Origin of the sequence: Echinicola pacifica DSM 19836, from assembly GCF_000373245.1 — a bacterium.
GTDB classification, from domain to species: domain Bacteria; phylum Bacteroidota; class Bacteroidia; order Cytophagales; family Cyclobacteriaceae; genus Echinicola; species Echinicola pacifica.
In genome coordinates this window covers 799,984-819,966 of record NZ_KB890739.1, presented here as the reverse complement: position 1 = coordinate 819,966, position 19,983 = coordinate 799,984, and the positions used below count along the sequence as shown (strand labels likewise).

The following is a 19,983-nucleotide window of genomic DNA, read 5'->3' as shown; positions in this document are numbered from 1 at the left end:
CTGTAAATTTCTCCCTCTTTTTTCCTTGGTAATCGAGACTAGCATCAGGCCATGGAGAATCGCAAAATCCCTGAAATCAAATATAAATTTATTTCCCCTCACCTGTATCCTGTATTGGTCTAGGTTGCCGACTCGTATAGGCGGAGCTAATCGGCGATTAGTCTTCTTCATCCAGAGATAAACCGCTAGCGAAAAGAACCCTCTTTTTGAGCGCTAATCGGTGATTAAAAGACAGCAAATCTGCTGAGAAGCCATAAAGCTTATTTCTCGCTACGCTCCAATTCTACCTCAGCATCCTTAAGCACTGAGGCCTGGGTCTGAATAAGGTATAAACTACCTAATTTTTTTCTAAAATGCCATTTAACGAATGGAGGATCTAAGGTAAATCAGGGCAAATCAAAAGTGCCAATTAACTTTCAATTTGCCCTGAGCTGTGGACTAAGTCAGCCCATCTGAGCCATTAGAAATTAGGGTTAAGAGAAGATTCTGAGGCCGGTAGTGCATAGTGTTCCGTAATATTGGAAAAGGCATTGCCTCTTGGGGCAGCTCCTACAGGGTAATAATAGGCATTGGGATTAGCGACGATCCTCTGACCATGCTGGCTGATGACCTCTATGGCCCTTCCCGTTCTCACCAGGTCAAACCACCGTTTGTTTTCAAAAGCCAGCTCCACCCTTCTTTCATTGAAGATGGCCATTTCCAGGTCTCCGGTGGCAGCCCCAAGTCCTGCCCGGGCACGTACCTGGGTCAGGTAAGTGGTCGCTTCCACATTTTTGCCTTGCTCATTTAGCGATTCCGCGAGAAAGAGAAGCACCTCTGCATATCGATAGATAGGCCAGTTCATACCATGATTCTGGTGCAGCGCATGGGGTTCTACATATTTTTTGATAATAGGATATACGCCATTATTCCAAAAACTTTCGCTTAGGCCGATGTATTGAATGGAATGGTCTTTTCTGAGATCACCATCTTCATAAGCCTCTATAATATCTGGCGTAGGGATATTATTTCCCTCCCCATTTAGAGGCTGAGGGTTGCTGGTGGAGGTCAAGGCTCCTACTTCCTGAGCGCTTATAGGCCGAGGAAGGAAGTTATATAGAAAGTTTCCCTGCAGTCCTTCGGCACCCTCCTTATATTGCACTTCAAAGATCGACTCCATATTATTTTTATTCTCGGAGTTTCCAGAGAAAGCATCGCCATAGTCTGCCATCAGCCTATATTCCTGGCTATTTACCACTTCTTTGAGCAGTGTTTCGGCTGCGGCCCATTCCTCCCTTACGATATGCACATTGGCGAGCAAGGTGCGTGCTGCACCGGAGGTGGCCCTGCCAGCTTGCTGCTGCGACTTGACAGGCAGGAGCTCCACCGCCTGTCTGCTGTCCAGAATGATCTGAGCATATAGTTCCTCCACGGTGGACAGCGGCAAGGCCGCATCCTCTCGAGACAATACTGGGACCAGGTGCATGGGCAGGCTTCCAAACAGTTGGACCAAGTCGAAGTATGAATAGGCTCTTAGAAATAAGGCCTGTCCTTTGATATTCGCTTTGGAGTCCTCGGCAAAATTAGCCTCATCCACAGTCGCCAAAATCTGATTGGTCCTTGCGATGATTTTATAATACTCCACATAGGTCTCCGTCACCCAGCGGTTTGCGGTAATACCGCCATCACTGGGCACCGAGTGATCGGCCAGGTCCTCCTGCTGCTCCGTAGCCCCAAAGGCCGTGTTTCTAGCATAATAGGTATTGTCCGAATGCATTTCGGTCAGATAGTGCTTTGCCTGATTATTGATCGTCCGCAAGGGCACATAGGCCCCATTTACAGCTTGAACAAAATCTGATTCGGTCTTGAAAAAGGTGGGAGTACTCAGGGAGTCCTCCGGAAATATGGTCAGGGCATCATCACAGCCACTGACAAGCAGACCGAGAAATAATGCTATTATTTTATATGAATTTTTCATTGTGTTTCGTGTTTTCTTGTACGGTTAGAGCCTGAAGTATTTGGAACTTAGAAATTCATATTTACCCCAAGAGTAAATATCCTCGGCACTGGATATCCGGAGATATCTACCCCGGAAGCAAGGTTTCCACCATCTCCTTCGCCATCATCCTGTACACTGATTTCAGGATTTGGCCCTCCCCAGTATTTGGTAAAGATGTACACATTCTGCACCGAGCCATAGAACCTCATGGACTTAAAGAAGCTGTCCTTACCATGCAGGGTATATCCTAAAGTGACATTTCGGATATTGAAGAAGGAAGCGTCTGCGACATAACGATCATTGAGCCAGTCTCTTTCGATTCCTGTGACATTCCCCCCGCCCACGGTGGTTCCGAAGAAGCCTTTTCCGGGATTTTCTTCGGATCTAAACCGGTATTTTACATCCTTCAGCAAGTTGAACACTCCATCCAAATTGGCGGTACTATAAAGGTGTCTTACGAACAGTTCGTTGCCTTGAGAGCCATTGGCAAATACCGAGAAATCCCAGTTGCCATAGTTGACTTTATTGGTGATGCCATAGGTGAAATCCGGGAAAGGATTTCCGGTGATGACTCTATCGTCAAAATCGCCTCCATTGGTGATGATGCCATCACCATTGGTGTCGATCAGCTTTATACTTCCCACGGTGGATCTTCCAGGGACTTTTGGGGAATTGTCGAGGTCCTCTTGGTTCATATATACTCCATCTGATTTGAAGCCATAAAATTGCCCGAAGGGCTTCCCTACTTGCGTGATGTGCATCCCACCTGGTCCATATACCCGGTCGATACCCTCAGCGAGGGATTCCACGATATTTCTGTTGAAGGAAATATTGGCGTTGGTGCTCCACTTCACCTTGCCGGTGGTATTCACTGAGTTGATGGCAAATTCATGACCCCAGAAGCGAATTTCCCCGATATTATCACTAAAATTGGTAAAGCCAGATTCCTGAGGGACCTGCACATTATAGAGCAGGTTGGTGGTATTTTTGGTATAAAAGTCATAGGTAAATGATATACGGTCATTCAGAAATCCTACGTCCAAGCCCACATCAAATTGCCTGGTGGTTTCCCAGCCCAAATTGGTATTGGACAGTGATTTCACGGCCGCACCAGAGGCAAAATCATTTCCAAAAACGGCGTTTACCCGGTCATCAATCAGGGCATATTGAGTGTAATTACCAATATTATTATTACCTGTCACCCCAAAGCTAGCGCGAACTTTCAAGAGCGAAAAGAGTTGCTGATCGCTAAAAAAGGTCTCATCAGAGGCGATCCATCCTGCGGATAAGGAGGGGAAGGTACCCCACCTGTTGTTTTCTCCAAATCGGGAGGATCCATCCGTCCGCACCGCAGCGGTCAATAAATACCGGCCTTTATAGCTATAGGTAAGTCGGGAAAGGAAGGATACGAGGCTCCACTCCTGCACTTGGTCATAGGTACCATTTCTATTAATATTCACTGCTCCCTGGATATTTGGCAGGCGATCATCCGCAAAATCTGTGGCCTCCACTCTGCTGCGATCTCGTCTGTATCGCTGATAGGTAAATCCACCTAATAAGGCAAAATCATGCTCCCCTACACTTTTGGTATAGGTAGCTATATTTTCATTCAGCCAGGAGAAGTCCAATCTATTGTCCCAGATCGCCTCATTGCTGGTAGGGATGGGCTGATTGATCTGGTAAGTGGCGGTGGTTGGGCTGAAATATTCGAATTGACGATTATAAATCTCGGCATTCAAGCTGGTCTTCAGCGTAAGCCCCTCGATAGGTTGGTACTCGATGAAGGTATTGGCGAGGATATTGATATCGCGTGTTTCATTTTTGATCTGCTCGGCAGAAGTCAGCCAATTGGGAAAGGCGAAAATATTCCCTGTATTAGCTGGAAAGCGGTTAAAGGTCGTCCTGGACCCATCCTCATTATAGATAGGCATGATAGGCCAGGTATGAAGGGCGTTGAAGAGGATCCCCTGCCCCCTGGTACCGTCCGTCTTTGGGACATTATCCACCACATAGCTCGGGGCTACATTGAAGCCCATGCGGACCTTGTCGGATAGTCCATAGTCCAGATTGGCCCGGAGGGAATAGCGTTTGTAATCCGAATTTAGCACTACCCCTTCCTGATTAAAATACCCTGCCACCACTGAGGTGCGTAGTTTTTCCTTGCTTGAGGTAATGGCCAGGCTGTAGTTTTGCATTGGAGCAGTCTGCAGCATGGCATCGTACCAGTCATTGGTTTTGCCTATATACTGGGAAGGGTCCTGGAATATCTCCGGCACCGGGGAGCCCTGATCTTCGTAGTATTCTTTTTTGAATTGCGCAAATTCCACAGCATCCATCATCTCTATTCTCCCACGCTGAGGGACTTTTTGCAGGCTGGTGGAGACGTTGAAGCTAATAGTAGTCTGGCCGGCTTTTCCTTGTCTGGTGGTAATGAGAATCACCCCATTGGCTGCTCTGGACCCATATAAGGAAGTGGAAGCGGCATCTTTCAAAACGGTAATTTCTTCTATTTCGTCAGGATTGAGGGAGCCTATATCGCCAGAGATAGGGAATCCATCCACGACATACAGCGGCTCACTACCTCCCGATACGGAGAGCTGACCACGGATCCTCACTGACATCCCCTGACCAGGCTTACCCGTGGTCTGATTGATCTGAACCCCAGCCACTTGGCCCTGGAGCTTTTGGGTGACCTGAGAAACTGGTAGGTCAGCGAGATCGGAGGCCTCCACTGTCTGTACAGAGCCCGTCACTTCACGCTTGATCTGTGTACCATAGCCCACCACCACGACTTCTTCAAGTGAGGTATCATCCGCTTTTAATTTTACACTTAAGCTGTTTTTTCCATTCAGGGGAATCTCCTGAGTGCTAAAACCTATATACGAAAACACCAGCGTGCCATTCGGGTCAGGAACGCTAATATTAAATTTGCCGTCAAAATCCGTAACGGTCCCCACGCTTGTTCCTTTGACCAGAATATTGACCAGAGGAATGGGCTCTCCACTATCTGCGTCCATGACTGCGCCGGTAACTTTCGTATCCTGCGCACGCACCACGCTCACCAAAAACATAAAGAAGACAAAAATGGACTTCTTCAAAATCCACAATAGGTTATTTTTCATTAGTTAACTAGTTACCGGGTTATTGAAATTTTAATTAATAAACACCAGACAGCCTTCGGCCTACTGATATTACTTCGAAATTTAACTTAGATCTTACAATAAGGTATCCTGTATTGTACCATACCCTATTCCCACACCATGACATTTACCGAAATTATATTTCAAACTAAAACGATTCGGCAATATTTTTAAACAATAAACCAAAATCTCCCAACCTTATTCACTAAGATTGGGAGAAATGGATGAACTAAGCAGTCCTGAAAAAACTATGGAAAAACTACTATAACCAGGACTATTCAATTTAACTTATTTAAACAATAAAAACACTATCCTAAAAATTAAAACAAAATGAATTAATAAACTTTACACTACTTGATTTAAGTATTATTTACTCATATCAACTCACTGAACACAGGATGAAAACAAGCATTATGCATCAGGTAATAAGTGTCATTTTCACAAAGGGAAAGGAATTTTTGCAAAAGTCGATATTAGGGGTTTTTTCTGATAGAAGATCCCCAATCACCAGGGTGATAGACAAACAATGAAAGTAGCTATTGGCAGTTATTATAATTAATGCAGTTATATTATCCACCCATAAAAGAAAAAAGGCTTAGTATTAATGCAAATTAAGGGGTAAAAGAACCAGCCAAAAGTGGTGAAAAAACATGGAAAAAGCCGCATAAAAGGGAATAGCCTCCACACTAAAGTAGGCTCAAAAGATAGGTATAAAGGTATCGAAGGAGGTGGGAAAATCGCCCGATAAAGTTTCATTCATTCTAACAACAAACAGATTCAAGCCTAATGATATTTCCCTCAAATAAGCTAACTCAACCTACTTCTATCCAAGAAAAAAGGCCAAAAAAAATGCTGAAAATAAAGCACTGAACCTCATATAGGGCAGTATTGCTTCATTTTCAGCGATTAGAAATGGCCGATAGAGACCCGCTCTATGAGGTCCTTAGTTGGTATAAGGGACCGTTTCGGTATCATCCAGGGGATAGCCCCATTTATTAACATATTCTATACCTGGCAAAAACTCATCTCCGGTTTCTTCAAGCCTCTCGGATAGCCGCTGATCAAGTCGAGCCTGGAGGGCTTTATAAGCCGGATTACCCACAAGGTTATTGAGCTGCAATGGGTCGATACTATTATCAAAGAGCAACCATGGGCCATTTAGATCGCGGGTATAAGTATAGCGGGGAGTGACGATTCCACGGTATTCCTTACCGCCACGATTCACCCGGTTCCACTGCCCAAAAGGCTGCACACAGGTAATCAATGTCTCCTGCCCTAGCTGAGCCTTCCCTTCCATATAGGGGGTAAAATCAATCCCTTCGACGCTGGAGGGAATACCGATATCACAAAGGCCCAAAAGCGTAGGCATAAGGTCCTCCGAATTAATCATCGCATCTCGTTCTCCAGTGAGGATGCCCATCGCTGAGGGGATGGACATGAGCATGGGTACTTTTACCGATTCCTCATAAGGCTGCTGCTTCTTATAGGCTCCATGAGAGCCCAGCAGGTCGCCATGATCGGAGGTGAACAGGATGATGGTATTATCATATTCGCCAGTTTCTTTCAGGTGACGGATCAGTCTTCCGATCATCTCATCCAGAGCTGCGATATGAGCATAATATCCCGCCAGGTCTGTCTTGGCTTGTTCAGCCATCTCTGCAGGCACATTTTCTCTTAGGACAATTTTCTCTGGATCGAATTGATTTCGATAGGCCTCAGGAGCCGTGTGATATGGCGCATGGGGAGTCCCATAAGACAATACCATCAAGAAGGGGTCCTGCTCCTCGGACCTATGCCCGATATAATCCATGGCGGCATAGGTCTGCTCAAAGGCGTCATATCCCTCCCAAATCTTCCTTTCGGGATCATCATTATCGTAATACACCGAATGGTTATAGTTATGGGTACATTCATTCGCTTTCCAATATTGGAAGCCCTGTCTTCTCTCCCCAGGCTTTACATTCTGCAATCGCCCATGACCATCCAGGTGCCACTTTCCTATATAGGCGGTTTTATAGCCAGCCTCCGTAAATACCTTGCCCATGGTGACGGCATTGGTGTCTAGCTGGACATCATTCATAAAGACCCCATGGGTCAAAGGCCGCTGGCCCGTAAGCAGGGAGGCTCTGAAAGGTGAGCATACAGGCATGCCTGAAACAGCATTCGTGAAATTCACACTGCGCTCCTCAAGGCTATCCAGGTTTGGCGTCCTTATATTGGGGTCTCCCGCATATCCGGTGGACTGAGCACGCCACTGATCGGTCAAAATCACCAATACATTTGGCTTTTTCTTTTCTCCTTCTTCGTACTTTCCCTCCTTAGATTTTAAGGCAAAGGAGCTTACCAAAAGGAGGATAAGTCCTAAAAAGTAATACTTTTTTCCCGACATTGAATTCCTATTTTTCATTGCTTTACTTTTCATGCATTGACAATTTATGGAAACTTAATCACACCACCTCAATGGTGATTTTTACTTGTTTTTTTTCTTTATCGATCATCGCCATTAGGGGAATAGCCTCCATTCCAGGGACCATATTGAAGGTTCTGCTTTTGGGCATATTCTTTACTTTCAGGAGACCATCTGATTTGATTCTCACCATTCCTTTTTCCTTTTTGATGCTGATCTCCCTATCGCTGACCTGGATCATTTCTTCTGTGGAAGCGGAGATAATCGGCAATACGAACATCGTGTCCTCCATGATTTCCTGATCGGTGCTGGCACTCAGCACCATTCCCTCAGCGGTGCAGACATACGAAAGGGCAAAATCCGAGGCGCTTCCCTCCAGCACTTGGCGCACTTCATTCTTCAACTGCATTTTGGCATCGATGCTTATTTTCCCTGCTCGGTCAGAGGTATTGAACGTAGCGGTGAGGTCAAAGAGGTTCGTAAACCATTCGCCATACTTATAGCTCTCCACCCTCGGGGTGAGCGCTATATCCTCACCAGGTGCCGGCTGTTGGTTGGCGATTTCCACGAGCTTATATTTGGCCATACTGGCGGCAAATAATGGCCCCACTTTATTGTGATATAATAAGGACATGGCGCCGCCAGTGGCCTGTCGAAAATCAAGTTTATAATGGTATTCTGCATCATAAGCACTCACGGTGCCCCGCCAATCTCCTCTGGCAAAGAGCGCCACATCCAGCTCCTTAAAGTATCGCAAGCCATCAGCCGTCTCCCTGGGTAATGGGGTATCCATATTGATTTCCGGCAAGGTATCCCAGTGATCCAGCATCGCCGCCAAGGGCTTAGCATGTGCAAAGGTATGATGCACGCAGGGCTTTATCCCATGAGATAGATAATGTGGTCCTCCATGCAATAAGCCATCGGAGGTGCAGCGCTGTAGCAATTCAGTGTTCTTAAAAGCAGCCGTACCAAAGGCCGGATTATAATTGGCCATCATCCCAAAAGCTGGCTGACATCCATCGCAGGTTCTACTACCCCAATAGGTCCACTTATACATCCGAGTACCCCAACCATTGTCCCAGCCGCCGTCAGGAAGCATAAATTCCAAGTGGCTGTTTAGCGTGCTCGTCAGCAAGTCGATCAGCTCTTCATCTCCCTCATGCAGCGCATACATCACAAGGCTATTGAGTGATTCTTCGACATTATATCCCAGATCGACCCCCATCAGTCCTTTGACGCTTACCTTATGGGCGGAAGGCTTGATCTCCCCAAAAAGCAGGGTATTCGGCTGGGTAAAATAAGCCTTTACATCCCCCGCAAGTTTCCTGCTCCGCTCGAGGTATTCTTCTTTTTTCAGCACTCTCCCCGTCAGGTTAAGCGCATAGATATTGGTTATGCCATAGTTCACATTAGTAGAATCTATGGCATCAAATTTTTCGTAGTTAAATTCCATAGCGGCGGCCAGACGATCCGTCCACTGCTTTCGGCGGGATTCATCCAGCAAGTCACCATGATAATGAAGGGCCTCCGCCAGAGATATAGCCCCAAAGACGGTGGTGCCATTCCATGAATAAGGGCTAAGAGCATTGGTCCAGCTGCCATCTGGGCGGTTTACATTCTCCCCCCAATCAAATAATGTGATGCCTGCATTCAGGTACTTACTATCTCCTGTGGCCTTGGCCATATATAGAAATGGATATACGGCATCCATCATCCGGGCATGCACCTCATCGCAGGCAGGACATTTCAGCATCCCATGCACATGAGGGTCACCAGGAGCATTTACCTGGATCTTCATCATGCCCTCCACCCAATCCTTCAAAAGGTCATAGCACAGCCTCCTGAACTCTTCCGACTGACGAATCGTGGGTAATCCAAATGCTTCTGGCAGGCTGGGCAAAAACGATAAACCTATTCCCGTCAGGGCAGACCGCTCTATAAACTCTCTCCTTTTCATAAATTATCGGTTATTCTGAATTTTTACATTCGTTTGGGTTTCACTAATTAGAACCTTTCTCCACTGGACCATTATCTATAGATTGGAAAGCATATTATCCTATCTCTGGTCTATCTTTCCCCCCTTTGAATGAAATCCTCTCTCTGCAATCCTAAGCGTAAACACACTATAAGCCTACCGATCTCTATCAATTTTAGGATTATTTATTCAAAAAGGTATCCTGTATCCTTCTGCCTGATCGCCGGGGCTAAGGTAAGGATACAGGATTCTGGTATTATCAATCACCTATTTTATAAGCTGAATCTTACTACCTGATATGAGGATAACTCAAAGTATAAACGCCAGAGCCTAAGATCAAAGCGGATCCCCCAGGCAGTTCTTTCCTGGTTGCCTTAGGGAATTTCTCCCCATTTACCATCAGTGCTGCCCATTGCACATCAGTCAGTATCACCCGAGCTTTGGTATTGAAAGGGACGGTTAGCTGCATGGAAAAGTCGCTGCCTTCCAGCTTCCAGCTGTTCTGGATATTGCCATATCTGGTGGGTACCAGCACTTCAGTTTGGGTGATCTGATCAGGGAATATTGGCTGTACCGTAAACTCCTTAAAACCAGGCTTTTCCTGAGTGGTTTTTATTCCACCTAGGGATTCAAAGAAGTAAGCAGCAAAGCCACTGTGCATGGGATGGTTTAGTGAGTTGGTAAGATTTTCTACCTTATCCCATTCAAATTGCCGCTCAGGCCAGGTCGTAAAGCCATAGTTGAGCACAAAAGCCTGACTGGGGAAAGTGGGTGTGGTAAGGATTTCATAAGCTAGATTTTCCTTTCCATACTTGCTCAATACGGTATAGATATATCGATTGCCATGAATGCCGGTGGAGTGATGGCCGCCTTTGACTACCTTAATATCATATACCAATCCCTCCAGCACGGCGTCGAATTGATCCTCGGGCACCATTCCAAACTGCAGGGCCATCACGGTGGCGGTCTGACTGCCATACCATTTATATTCCGTGGCAGGAATATCGATTAGGTACGTTTTATTAAAAGCCTCGAAGAGGGCGTCTTTTTCCTGCGCTAGCGATTGGGCATAGGAATGATCCTCGTTTATCCTGGCCATGGTTTCCATTGCTTGCAGGATATCATAAAAGTATGCATTGGCAGAAATCACCGGGTCACATTCCATGGCCTCAGGATTTAGCCTCCTGTCCCAGCGTGGCGGACACCAGTCGCCCATCCCGTCCTGGATTATTCCTTGGTCATCCTTGAAAGTCAAATAATATTCGGTAAGCCCCTTCATCTCCGGGTAAAACTCCCTCACGATGGCCGTATCACCATAATAAAGATAGTTGTACCAAGGCAGATACATAGTGGCCACTCCCCAGTCCAGCTTAGCAAGTGAGGAGGTTCTTTTGCCAGGGGCGATCATGGTGGGCACCTGAAAGATTCGCTCAGGCTGATTTATCCCTGGAGCAGGTCTCATCTGGGTGCGGATGTCTTCCATGTACTTTTTATAGAAATTATTCATTTCATAATTATACAATGCATACTCGCAAAAAGCATGGGAATCTCCGAGCCATCCGCACTTTTCACGGTGGGGGCAGTCCTCTGGTATTCCATGGATATTGTCCACGATGGTCCATTTACTGACCGTATTCATCTTATTAAGCAGAGGATCATTGCTACTAAAATGGCCCTTATCATCTATGGCTGTCGCCACCAAGACAGCCTTCAGCGTTTCCACATCTGGCTTGGAGGAAATGCCGGTAATCTCTGCATAGCGAAATCCATGATAACTGAATTTCGGTTCCCATGTCTCCATGCCACTGCCTTTGCAGACGTATTCATAGAGCTGCTTCATCCCATTGGCTCCACCACCGGTGGCCCCGGGAAAGATGTCTTTTCCATCCTGAGTCAAGGCTTCTGTGGTGATGATCTGGATGAGAGCACCCTCTTTTTCCTGCACCTGTAGCTTTACCCACCCAGCTATATTTTGCCCAAAATCCACGATCCACTTCCCCGAAGTCGATTTGAACACTCTTTTTGCACTCAACTCCTGCAATTTTCGAATCGGTGGGATCTGCTGCGCACTGATATTTCTTACTTCTGGAGATACCACTTTCACCTTATTCCACTGAGAATCATCATAAGCACTTTCATTCCAGCCATTGATTTCATAGCGGGCATCATAGGTATCTCCCCCATAGATATTGTCAAAAACGATCGGTCCTGTGGATTCCTTCCAACTGCTATCGGTAAAAAACACCTCCTCTGTCCCATCCTCATAAGTCAGTTCTAGCAGCAGCTTTACCGCAGGCATGCCATAAGAAAGATCTCTATCGGATTCCGGATCATTTTTCCAGGAAATATTCTGTCCATAAAAACCATTTCCTAAAATTATCCCTAGGGCATTTTTGCCTGCCTGCAACTGATCTGTCACATCATAGGCCACATAATAAGCTTCTTTATCATAATTGGACGGGGCGGGATCGAGAACATGATCCCCGGTTTTCTGACCATTGATATACAATTCATAATAGCCCAGTCCGCAGATATATGCGCGGGCACTTTGGACATCTGTCGGGGTATCGATCAGCTTTCTGAAGTATCCCGCCGCCTGGCTGGTCACCTTAGTCGGCTGCTGCATCTGGGAGGTTTGATAGTCCCTGTAGCGATGCTCAGAAGTTCGGCTATCTTCTCTGAGACTGATCCACTGAGAATCCCCCCAGTTTCGCTGCTCCATCAGCGCCATTTCGAAGTGCTGTACCGGGGACCAGTCGCTGGATTGGCCCTTTTCGTCCACGATCATTACCTTCCAATAGTACCTTTTCTTTGCCTGTAAAGGCGCTCCCCGGTAATTTATATTGACCGATTGGGAAGAATGAATGAGCTGGGAATCCCATAAATCTGCCTTTTCGGCACTTAGTTTTTCAGGGCTGGAAGCCACCAAAACATGGTACGCAGACTGCTCCCGATTGTAGCCATCGGCAGTTAGCTGCCAGGACAAAAGCGGATTGGCCGTCTCTATCCCTAATGGATTGATCATGGAATTACAGCTCAGCTCCTTAAAGTCGAGCGACTGACCGATTAGCGGTTGGTGAAGGGCAAATAAAAATAAAATCAGTAAAATACTAATATGCTTCATGGTTGTCTTGGGCTTGGTTTAGCAGAGATTATAGTTGTGTTTTAGGATCAAATAAATTGAAACCTTCTAATTTTATTTTTTGCGATGGAAGACACTATGAATCCTCCGATGGGCGAATAGGTAATCACTTAAAATAAGCGCCCAACAGTTGACTGAAGGACGCTCAACACCCAAATCCGCTATGCTCCTCCATTATTATTGGAGGATCTACTTCCTTATTTTGCCTGCGGCAATATTGAGAGTTCCCTTCCACAATCATGGGCCTTATCCTCTTCTCCAACGTCCCCACCACGCCTTCCTTAGCCCTTTTGGGCATACCTTGGTCCGGGGCGTAGATCCAATTACTGTGATACGCCCAATGACCTTAAGCCATACCAGATGGCGGAGGAAGATAGTCTCCTATGCTATTCCAGAATATAGCCTCCATCACCTCAAAGGGCATAAACAATATTAACTCTGTTCCTGCAAAATGGCATCCTGTATCATACTATGACGCATATGGCTTAGTTTCTTAAGATTCTATAATCCTAAAATCGACCATTAAAAAAATCCGAGATAAGAGGTATCGCTGACTCCTGAGTCATATCCAATGGGAAGAGAAAAGAAAGTAGGAAAGCCTGGTGATCCACAGGGCAAATCCCGGCTCAAAGCACCACGGGAGGGCTGGGCTGCTGCGAGAGCCATAGATAATACCTGAGTTCACCAATAACCAAAATGCGAATAAGCATTAAGTTTTGCTGGAAATGGGTTTTCCAAAAAGGTCCAGAATCGGCAGGCCGCTTCCGTCGGGAGTGGTATAAAATGGCCTTCCTTCTATCGTATAATGGGTCTCAGGAGCTATGCCCAGGGCATGATAGATGGACTGATGCACCTGGTCGATTACCACTGGATTCTCTATAGAAGAGCAAGGTCTTTCATCGGCGGTTTTGCCATATACCAAGCCCTTTTCCACGCCTCCACCCCACATTAGGATAGAGCTGCCATCGGTAAAGTGCCGGTGCATTCCATAGAATTTCTCATCCTCAATCACATCAGGTTGATCCACCTGATCTTTGACCTGCTCACCGGGTCGGCCTTCCATGATGGCATCCCGGCTAAACTCGCTGGCTAGGATGATCAATGTCCTGTCCAGGTGGCCACTTTCGTCCAGATCTCTGATCAATTGAGCGATGGGCCGATCGATCAGCTCCTTCATTTTTCTGGCGCGGAGGTGGCCATTTTCATGCGTATCCCAGCCCAAAAAAGGCTCGTACTCAGTAGAAACACTGATAAATCTTCCGCCATTCATAGCCAGCCTTTTTGCTAACAGGCATCCTAGGCCAAAACGACCCGTATTATACGTATCATATACCTCTTTTGGCTCCTCCGACAAGTCAAAAACCTTCGATTCGGGAGAGTTCAATAAGCGATACGACTGCTCCATGGAGCGCATCAGCGACTCTCTTTGGTAGTCACTTCCCTGCTCCATATGGCCGCCCTTGTCCACCAGCTCCTTATACAATTTATACCTCGCTTCAAATCTCTTAAGGGACATTCCCTGCGGAGGTTTCACACTGTCCAGCCCTGTGGAAGGGTCCGGAATGAGGAATGGACCAAACTCAGAACCTAAGAAGCCCGCAGTATGAAAGGCCTTTAACTCCTCTGCTTCTCCCATTGTAAATCGCTGCCCCATGGAAATAAATGGTGGAATCACGGGATTTGCAGGTCCCAGCTCCTTGGCGATCCATGCCCCCAGATGCGGTGCTTGCACAGACTGAGGTGGCTCATAGCAGGTATGCCAGTGATACTGATGACGCGTATGAAGGATATGTCCCAAATCGGCCGCCTTATACGAGCGGATAATCGCCCCCTTGTCCATCACACTTCCAATGGACTCCAAGCCTTCGGAAAACTCCAGGCCATCCACCGCTGTGGGGATTTTGGGGAAGGTGCTGAGAATCCTTTTGCTCTCCACTCCCTTTTCATAAGGCACATACGCCTTTGGGTCGAAGGTCTCTGTATGTGCCATTCCTCCCGCCATCCATAAAAGGATCACCGTATCCGCAGTGGACGAAATCTCGCTTGTGGGTCCGGTGCAGGAGCTCAGAAAACTTGCTAATGGAAGACTGGTCGCTGAAGCCGCTAAGCTGGCAGCGGTCATCTTTTTGATAAAGTCCCTGCGTGAATTTATTGGTTCCATAGTATTGCTTATTGTCAGTTATCTTGAATCGTATTTTTAATCAAATGAGGCTTAATTGATGAACTGGAATTCTGGCAAGATCATCATCGTCCAGAATACATCCTGCAGCTGCTCCTTCTCGGGATGGCTGCCAAGGGCCTCCAGCAACACGCCCTTTTCCTTCTTGCTAGGGGATCTACCAAGGGATTTCAGGAAAAGGTCATCCACCATACGCTCGCTATCTGCACCATATCGCTCCAGCCATTCCTGGGCTCCCTCTTCCAGTACACCATTGAAAAACTGGCCGTTTGTAAGTTCCAGAGCCTGCAATAAAGTGGCCTGATCCTCACGGGAAGTGGTGACAATCTCCCGGCTCGGCCGCCCCAGGGTGCTGAGGAAGGGATGCTGCTTCACCAGACTGGCGCGTGCAAATTGGTTTTCCTGATCCGCAAAGGTAAAACGTACCAAAGTACTCCAGTTGGCATTTCCATAGTCCTTCGCGGGCCTCCAGCCTTCTTCGTCATAGTCTGTAGCGAGCCATGTATCACCTTCCACCTTATCGGTGGTTTTCCATGAGGTATCCGAATTAATTTCCACCGGATCTCCTGATTCATAGTGGATTTTCATGGAGAATAATACCCCGGCGGGATTGGCGATACTGCCTTCGTTTTCTCCTTCGATGGCTATTATATTCTTCCCTGCCTGCAGGTGCTTCTTAAGGTCTATCTTATCCACCTGCTTCCAGTCCTGACCTTTCATGAGCGGCTGACCATTGAGGTAGAGGATATAGCTATGATCGACGGAGATCATCGCCAATGCCTCTGCTATCTCCCCCTGAGGAAGCTCAAAGGTCCTTCGGAAATACCGCTTGCCTGGCTTGGGAAGTACCGTGCGGTCAAACTCTATTTCCTGATGCCATATTCGCTTAGCGATCACCCGCTCCCCACTTGGGTTATATTCCACCGCGTGAAATACCGGCGAGACGACTTGACTGATGGCATCAGAAAATTGCTCCGCGCTAAGGCGCCGAACCAGCGGCCCCTCAAACACATAATTATCTTTCACCTGCTCTGGTTTTGCATACGAGACACTCTTCAGCTGGTAGGTTTTGGAGGTCATGACCTGGCGCATGAGATGCTTCAGGTCCGAGCCAGAATCGATGAAGTCCGCCGCCAACCAGTCCAGCAGGTCCGCGTCCCAGGGAGCATTATCCATCTCATCTAGCGGCACCACAATTCCGCGGCCCATCAGCCGGTCCCAAAACCTGTTGGAAATGGTCCTATATAACCGTCCATTTTCCTTTTTCACCATGACAGTGGACAATTTAGACAGTCGTTCTTTTAGGCTTTCGGCTTCCACCTCCCCAAGTTCGGGGTAGATAAAATTCACCTTGGCCATCTTCCCTATGGGTTTATCGCAGCGATTAAGTTCCATCACCGAGTCAGCAAAGATGGAGGCAAAACCATAGGTTTGGTCTAGGGTCAGATTGCTTACAAAACTATCATGGCAGGAAGCACATTTCACATTAATCCCCAGCAGTGACTGACCGATATTCTGTGCGGCTTGCATCTCGGTTCGCTGGCTGGAATTTACCACTCCGCGCCACTCGATTCCCTTGATGAATCCCTCCGAATCCTTCGTGGGATTGACCAATTCCTTTACCATTTGGTCATATGGTTTATTGCTGAGCAGGGAAGAATATAGCCAATCTGTAATCTGCCTTCTCCCTCCGGTGATAAAGCCCGTTCCGCTATAGTCATTCCGTAGTAGGTCATTCCAGAAACTTAGCCAGTTTTGAGTATAATTATGCGTATCACTCAGCAGGGCATCGACTAGCAGGCTCCGCTTTTCGGGATTAGTGTCCGCGACAAACTGCTCAATGGCGGCAGGTTCCGGCAATAAGCCGATCGCATCCATATAAGCCCGTTTCATAAAAGTCCTATCATCCACCACATCAGGCCATTCCAGCCCTTCTCTATCAAAATAAACATCTATCAGCTGGTCTATCGGGTGCTGCTGATCCGACGAAGTAGGCAGGACGGGCTTAGATAGCGCCAGTGGAGCCTCAGGAAACAGCTTCACCTCCTGATCCGACCAATGGGCGCCCTGCTCTATCCATAATTCGATCAAGGCTATCTCCTCTTTCTTAAGCACCTTACCTTTTTTGGGCATCACCCCCTCATCATTTGGGGACAATGTCACTCTTCTATAAAGCTCACTTTTGGCTGGATGCCCCTTGGTCACCACCTCTCCAGATTCACCACCCGCCAAAAAGCCCTCTTTGGTGCTAAGGATAAGTTCGCCTTTATTCTTATTAGCACTATGGCATTGATAGCAGTTTTTAGCAAATATCGCTCGAACTTCCACGCTTAGCTGCTCCTTTTGGTGGAGTGACAGGGAATCCGTTTGGCTTAATGCCGCCAGTAAATCCCCGCTGTTTCGTTGCTGGTTATTTTCTTGCCCTCCGGGCAAAACACTAGTCAGATAATCCTCACCATGCGTCAGCGCCCCTCCCAGGTGACCCGTAAAGCCAACCAAGGCAACGGTCAGCAATAGAGAAATGCGGTAGTACAGCAGGTTCTTAAATTTCCCTCTGAGAGAATACCTCAGAAGAACAATAGTAATACCGGCAAGCAAGGCGGTGGAAATACCCAGGTACTGATGATCCATCACCAAATCCCCGGAATACTCGTCCTTCACCCGTAAAAGATACCCTAAGACGGCGGATAAAAGCGCAAAAAAACCACCACAATACACCATCCAGTTTACGCCCTGCCGCAGACCTTGGTTTTTGCGTAGCACGATAAACAACTCCAAAAACAAAGCGATTACCAATAAGCCAATCGGAAAATGAACCACCATGGGATGGAAGCGACCTAATAATTTCAGTACCCAATCAATTTCACTCATAATTATCTTCTATTAATACCTAATTTAAATAGCAATCCCACCGAGTACGGCTAGCCAATCGATGATATTTGTTTGCCTTGGCCTTCCTGGCCCAGCCTCTCCGTATAGATCAAATGACTTCACTGAGGATATCGTCCTAGAAGGAAGTCCCTAGTTTCAATTATTAAGTTTAAAAACTTTTAAAGCAAATACCATCCTGTATCTTACTATTTCACTGCCTTTAAGGCTTCAAAATCACTTTATATATGGATTTCTGGCCTAATCACATTTGATTATTTGGAAATAATAAATCTATAAAAGAGAATTACTATAATAATTTCTAAGGTGACATTTCCTGTTCAGGATAGGGTCAAAGAGTTGTCGGTTAAAAAAAATCCTTATTGACCTCGCATTTATTCATTCCACTTTTGCCCTTAAAAACAGCTAAGCTTACAGAGGGCATAAAAAAAGGGCAGTCAATGGACTGCCCTGATTTCTGATTATTTTACTTTTACGACTTGACTGGATTTGTACCCTATTCGGTGGGCCACCACCATTATCTCCTTCCCTTCCGGCAAGTCAAAGGGCCCTTGGTACACTGTCCAGGGCTGAGGCATCTTCTCCTCGGCCTGCACCATCCGATAGCCTATCGAAGCTCCGGGAGTAGCGCTGCTGATGCTTACCTTATGATCCTCCACCTGAACGTCTGGCTTGGCAGTTTTTGGCTGCGTATCCTTGCCATTCCACAGCTTGGTGATCAGGTCCTCCTCTGGCACCGTAGGATCATCTCCGATTTCCTGGAGCCATCGATCCATCTCTGCACGCAACTCATCCAGCTTCTCTGAGTACGCAGGATCCTCTGCGAGGTTATGAAGCTCATGAGGATCCGTGGAGCAATCAAACAACTCCTCAGCAGGTTTATTTTGCAGAAACCAATGCTCTTGCGTGCTATTGAGTTTGCCGGCATCTCTTAGCCGCAGCATTTCCTCCATCGTAGGGATTTTTTCTCTATAAACTATTGGCAAATAATAGCCCTGTTCGGGTCTATAATTCCGTATGTACTTAAATTTCTTATCACGAACGGCACGGATCACATCCGTAAATCCATCAAATCGATCCGCAGCGGCATGAATGTATTTTCTTTCTTTGCTGGCTTTATATTCTCCCAAGAAGGCCTTTCCCTGCATATAATCCTTTGGCGCTTCATCTGCCAGGGATAATAAGGTAGGGGCAAAATCGATAAAACTAATCAGTTGATCATCCTCCGTACCGGCATGCTGTCCATTAGGAAAACGAATGATCAAGGGGGTATTCAGCCCCGAATCATAGATTAGACGCTTCTGTCTTGGCATGGGCCCGCCATGGTCTCCATAAAAGAAAATGATGGTATTTTCCAATAATCCATCTTCCTCCAGCTGGTCCAATATTGCTCCCACCTGCTTGTCCATTTCTGCGATATTATTATACATCTTCCACATATCTCTGCGCACCACCTCGGTATTGGGAAGGTAGGGAGGGATGGGGAATTCGGTATCCTTCGGGAGATGCACGGGGGTCTCCTCCTCGGTCATATTACCTTTTTTGGGCCAGACGTAATCCCTATCGCCGCTATGGTAATGGCGAGTTTCTATATTCCTAAATCCATAAGGCTCAAAGAGCCCGGATTCATGAGTATTGGTAAAGTTAAACACGGCAAAAAACGGCTGATCGGCGCCGCGATTTCGCCAATGGGCATAGGTACTGCTCTCATCCCAGGCAGTTTCGGGGGCTTTAAATTGGTAATCCTCTTTATAATTATTCGTGCAATAATAGCCATCCATTCTCAGCCACTCGCTGATCATCTTCACCTCTGGCCCGGGCACCGCTTCATAAGCATCCAGTCCGGTCACATCGGTATAGGAACTGACCCGCATATGATTTGCACCAATGCTGGAAGGGTACATGCCTGTGGCGATGGCCGCCCTGCTGGGAGCACATACCCCGGAAGTGGAATATAAGTTGGGGTAGATCACCCCTTCTGCCGCCAATCTGCTCAGGTTAGGAGTCTGGATCGTGGAGTCCCCAAAGGCCGCAATATAGGGCCCCATATCCTCCGTCACCAACCAAAGGATATTTGGTCGGTCCATTTCCTGGCTTTCAGCGGTGGCGGTGTCCACTACGGTGCTTTCTTTCCCCTGACCGCAGCTGCTCAGCAAGGTCAGAAGCATCAGGGCATTGATCCATCGTAAGCTCGGGATCTGCCGAGTCAATTTAATACGTTCTTTCATAATTGATTTTCTTATTATTTAATACTTCTTTTTATCCTATATCAT

8 protein-coding genes are annotated in these 19,983 nt (G+C 46.8%); all 8 read right to left on the bottom strand.

Annotated elements, in window-relative coordinates; all coding sequences use genetic code 11:
• Positions 1-460: 460 nt before the first annotated feature.
• Entirely contained in the window at positions 461-1,957 is a 1,497-nt protein-coding gene (locus B050_RS0107960; RefSeq protein WP_018473381.1) for a RagB/SusD family nutrient uptake outer membrane protein, read from the bottom strand.
• Positions 1,958-2,004: 47 nt separating this feature from the next.
• Entirely contained in the window at positions 2,005-5,100 is a 3,096-nt protein-coding gene (locus tag B050_RS0107955; RefSeq protein ID WP_018473380.1) for a SusC/RagA family TonB-linked outer membrane protein, read from the bottom strand.
• 961 nt (positions 5,101-6,061) lie between these two features.
• A complete protein-coding gene (locus B050_RS0107950; protein ID WP_018473379.1) occupies positions 6,062-7,507 on the bottom strand; it encodes a sulfatase family protein in 1,446 nt (481 codons plus the stop codon).
• A gap of 58 nt (positions 7,508-7,565) precedes the next feature.
• Positions 7,566-9,482, bottom strand: a complete 1,917-nt coding sequence (locus B050_RS0107945) for a hypothetical protein (RefSeq protein ID WP_018473378.1) — start codon at positions 9,480-9,482, stop codon at positions 7,566-7,568.
• 307 nt (positions 9,483-9,789) lie between these two features.
• Entirely contained in the window at positions 9,790-12,624 is a 2,835-nt protein-coding gene (locus B050_RS0107940) for a family 78 glycoside hydrolase catalytic domain (RefSeq protein ID WP_018473377.1), read from the bottom strand.
• A 727-nt stretch (positions 12,625-13,351) separates the two neighbouring features.
• Positions 13,352-14,803, bottom strand: coding sequence for a DUF1501 domain-containing protein (locus B050_RS0107930; RefSeq protein WP_018473375.1), 1,452 nt, complete (start codon positions 14,801-14,803; stop codon positions 13,352-13,354).
• A 51-nt stretch (positions 14,804-14,854) separates the two neighbouring features.
• Positions 14,855-17,692, bottom strand: a complete 2,838-nt coding sequence (locus B050_RS22125; RefSeq protein WP_018473374.1) for a DUF1549 domain-containing protein — start codon at positions 17,690-17,692, stop codon at positions 14,855-14,857.
• A gap of 479 nt (positions 17,693-18,171) precedes the next feature.
• Complete coding sequence (locus B050_RS0107920) at positions 18,172-19,938, bottom strand: sulfatase family protein (RefSeq protein WP_018473373.1); 1,767 nt, start codon at positions 19,936-19,938, stop codon at positions 18,172-18,174.
• Between the last annotated feature and the right edge of the window lie 45 nt (positions 19,939-19,983).

What these genes read in the sequence shown, in the direction of transcription:
- B050_RS0107960 (WP_018473381.1), bottom strand. Translation starts at nt 1,957, where the DNA reads ATGAAAAATTCATATAAAATAATAGCATTATTTCTCGGTCTGCTTGTC.
- B050_RS0107955 (WP_018473380.1), bottom strand. Translation starts at nt 5,100, where the DNA reads ATGAAAAATAACCTATTGTGGATTTTGAAGAAGTCCATTTTTGTCTTC.
- B050_RS0107950 (WP_018473379.1), bottom strand. Translation starts at nt 7,507, where the DNA reads ATGTCGGGAAAAAAGTATTACTTTTTAGGACTTATCCTCCTTTTGGTA.
- B050_RS0107945 (WP_018473378.1), bottom strand. Translation starts at nt 9,482, where the DNA reads ATGAAAAGGAGAGAGTTTATAGAGCGGTCTGCCCTGACGGGAATAGGT.
- B050_RS0107940 (WP_018473377.1), bottom strand. Translation starts at nt 12,624, where the DNA reads ATGAAGCATATTAGTATTTTACTGATTTTATTTTTATTTGCCCTTCAC.
- B050_RS0107930 (WP_018473375.1), bottom strand. Translation starts at nt 14,803, where the DNA reads ATGGAACCAATAAATTCACGCAGGGACTTTATCAAAAAGATGACCGCT.
- B050_RS22125 (WP_018473374.1), bottom strand. Translation starts at nt 17,692, where the DNA reads ATGAGTGAAATTGATTGGGTACTGAAATTATTAGGTCGCTTCCATCCC.
- B050_RS0107920 (WP_018473373.1), bottom strand. Translation starts at nt 19,938, where the DNA reads ATGAAAGAACGTATTAAATTGACTCGGCAGATCCCGAGCTTACGATGG.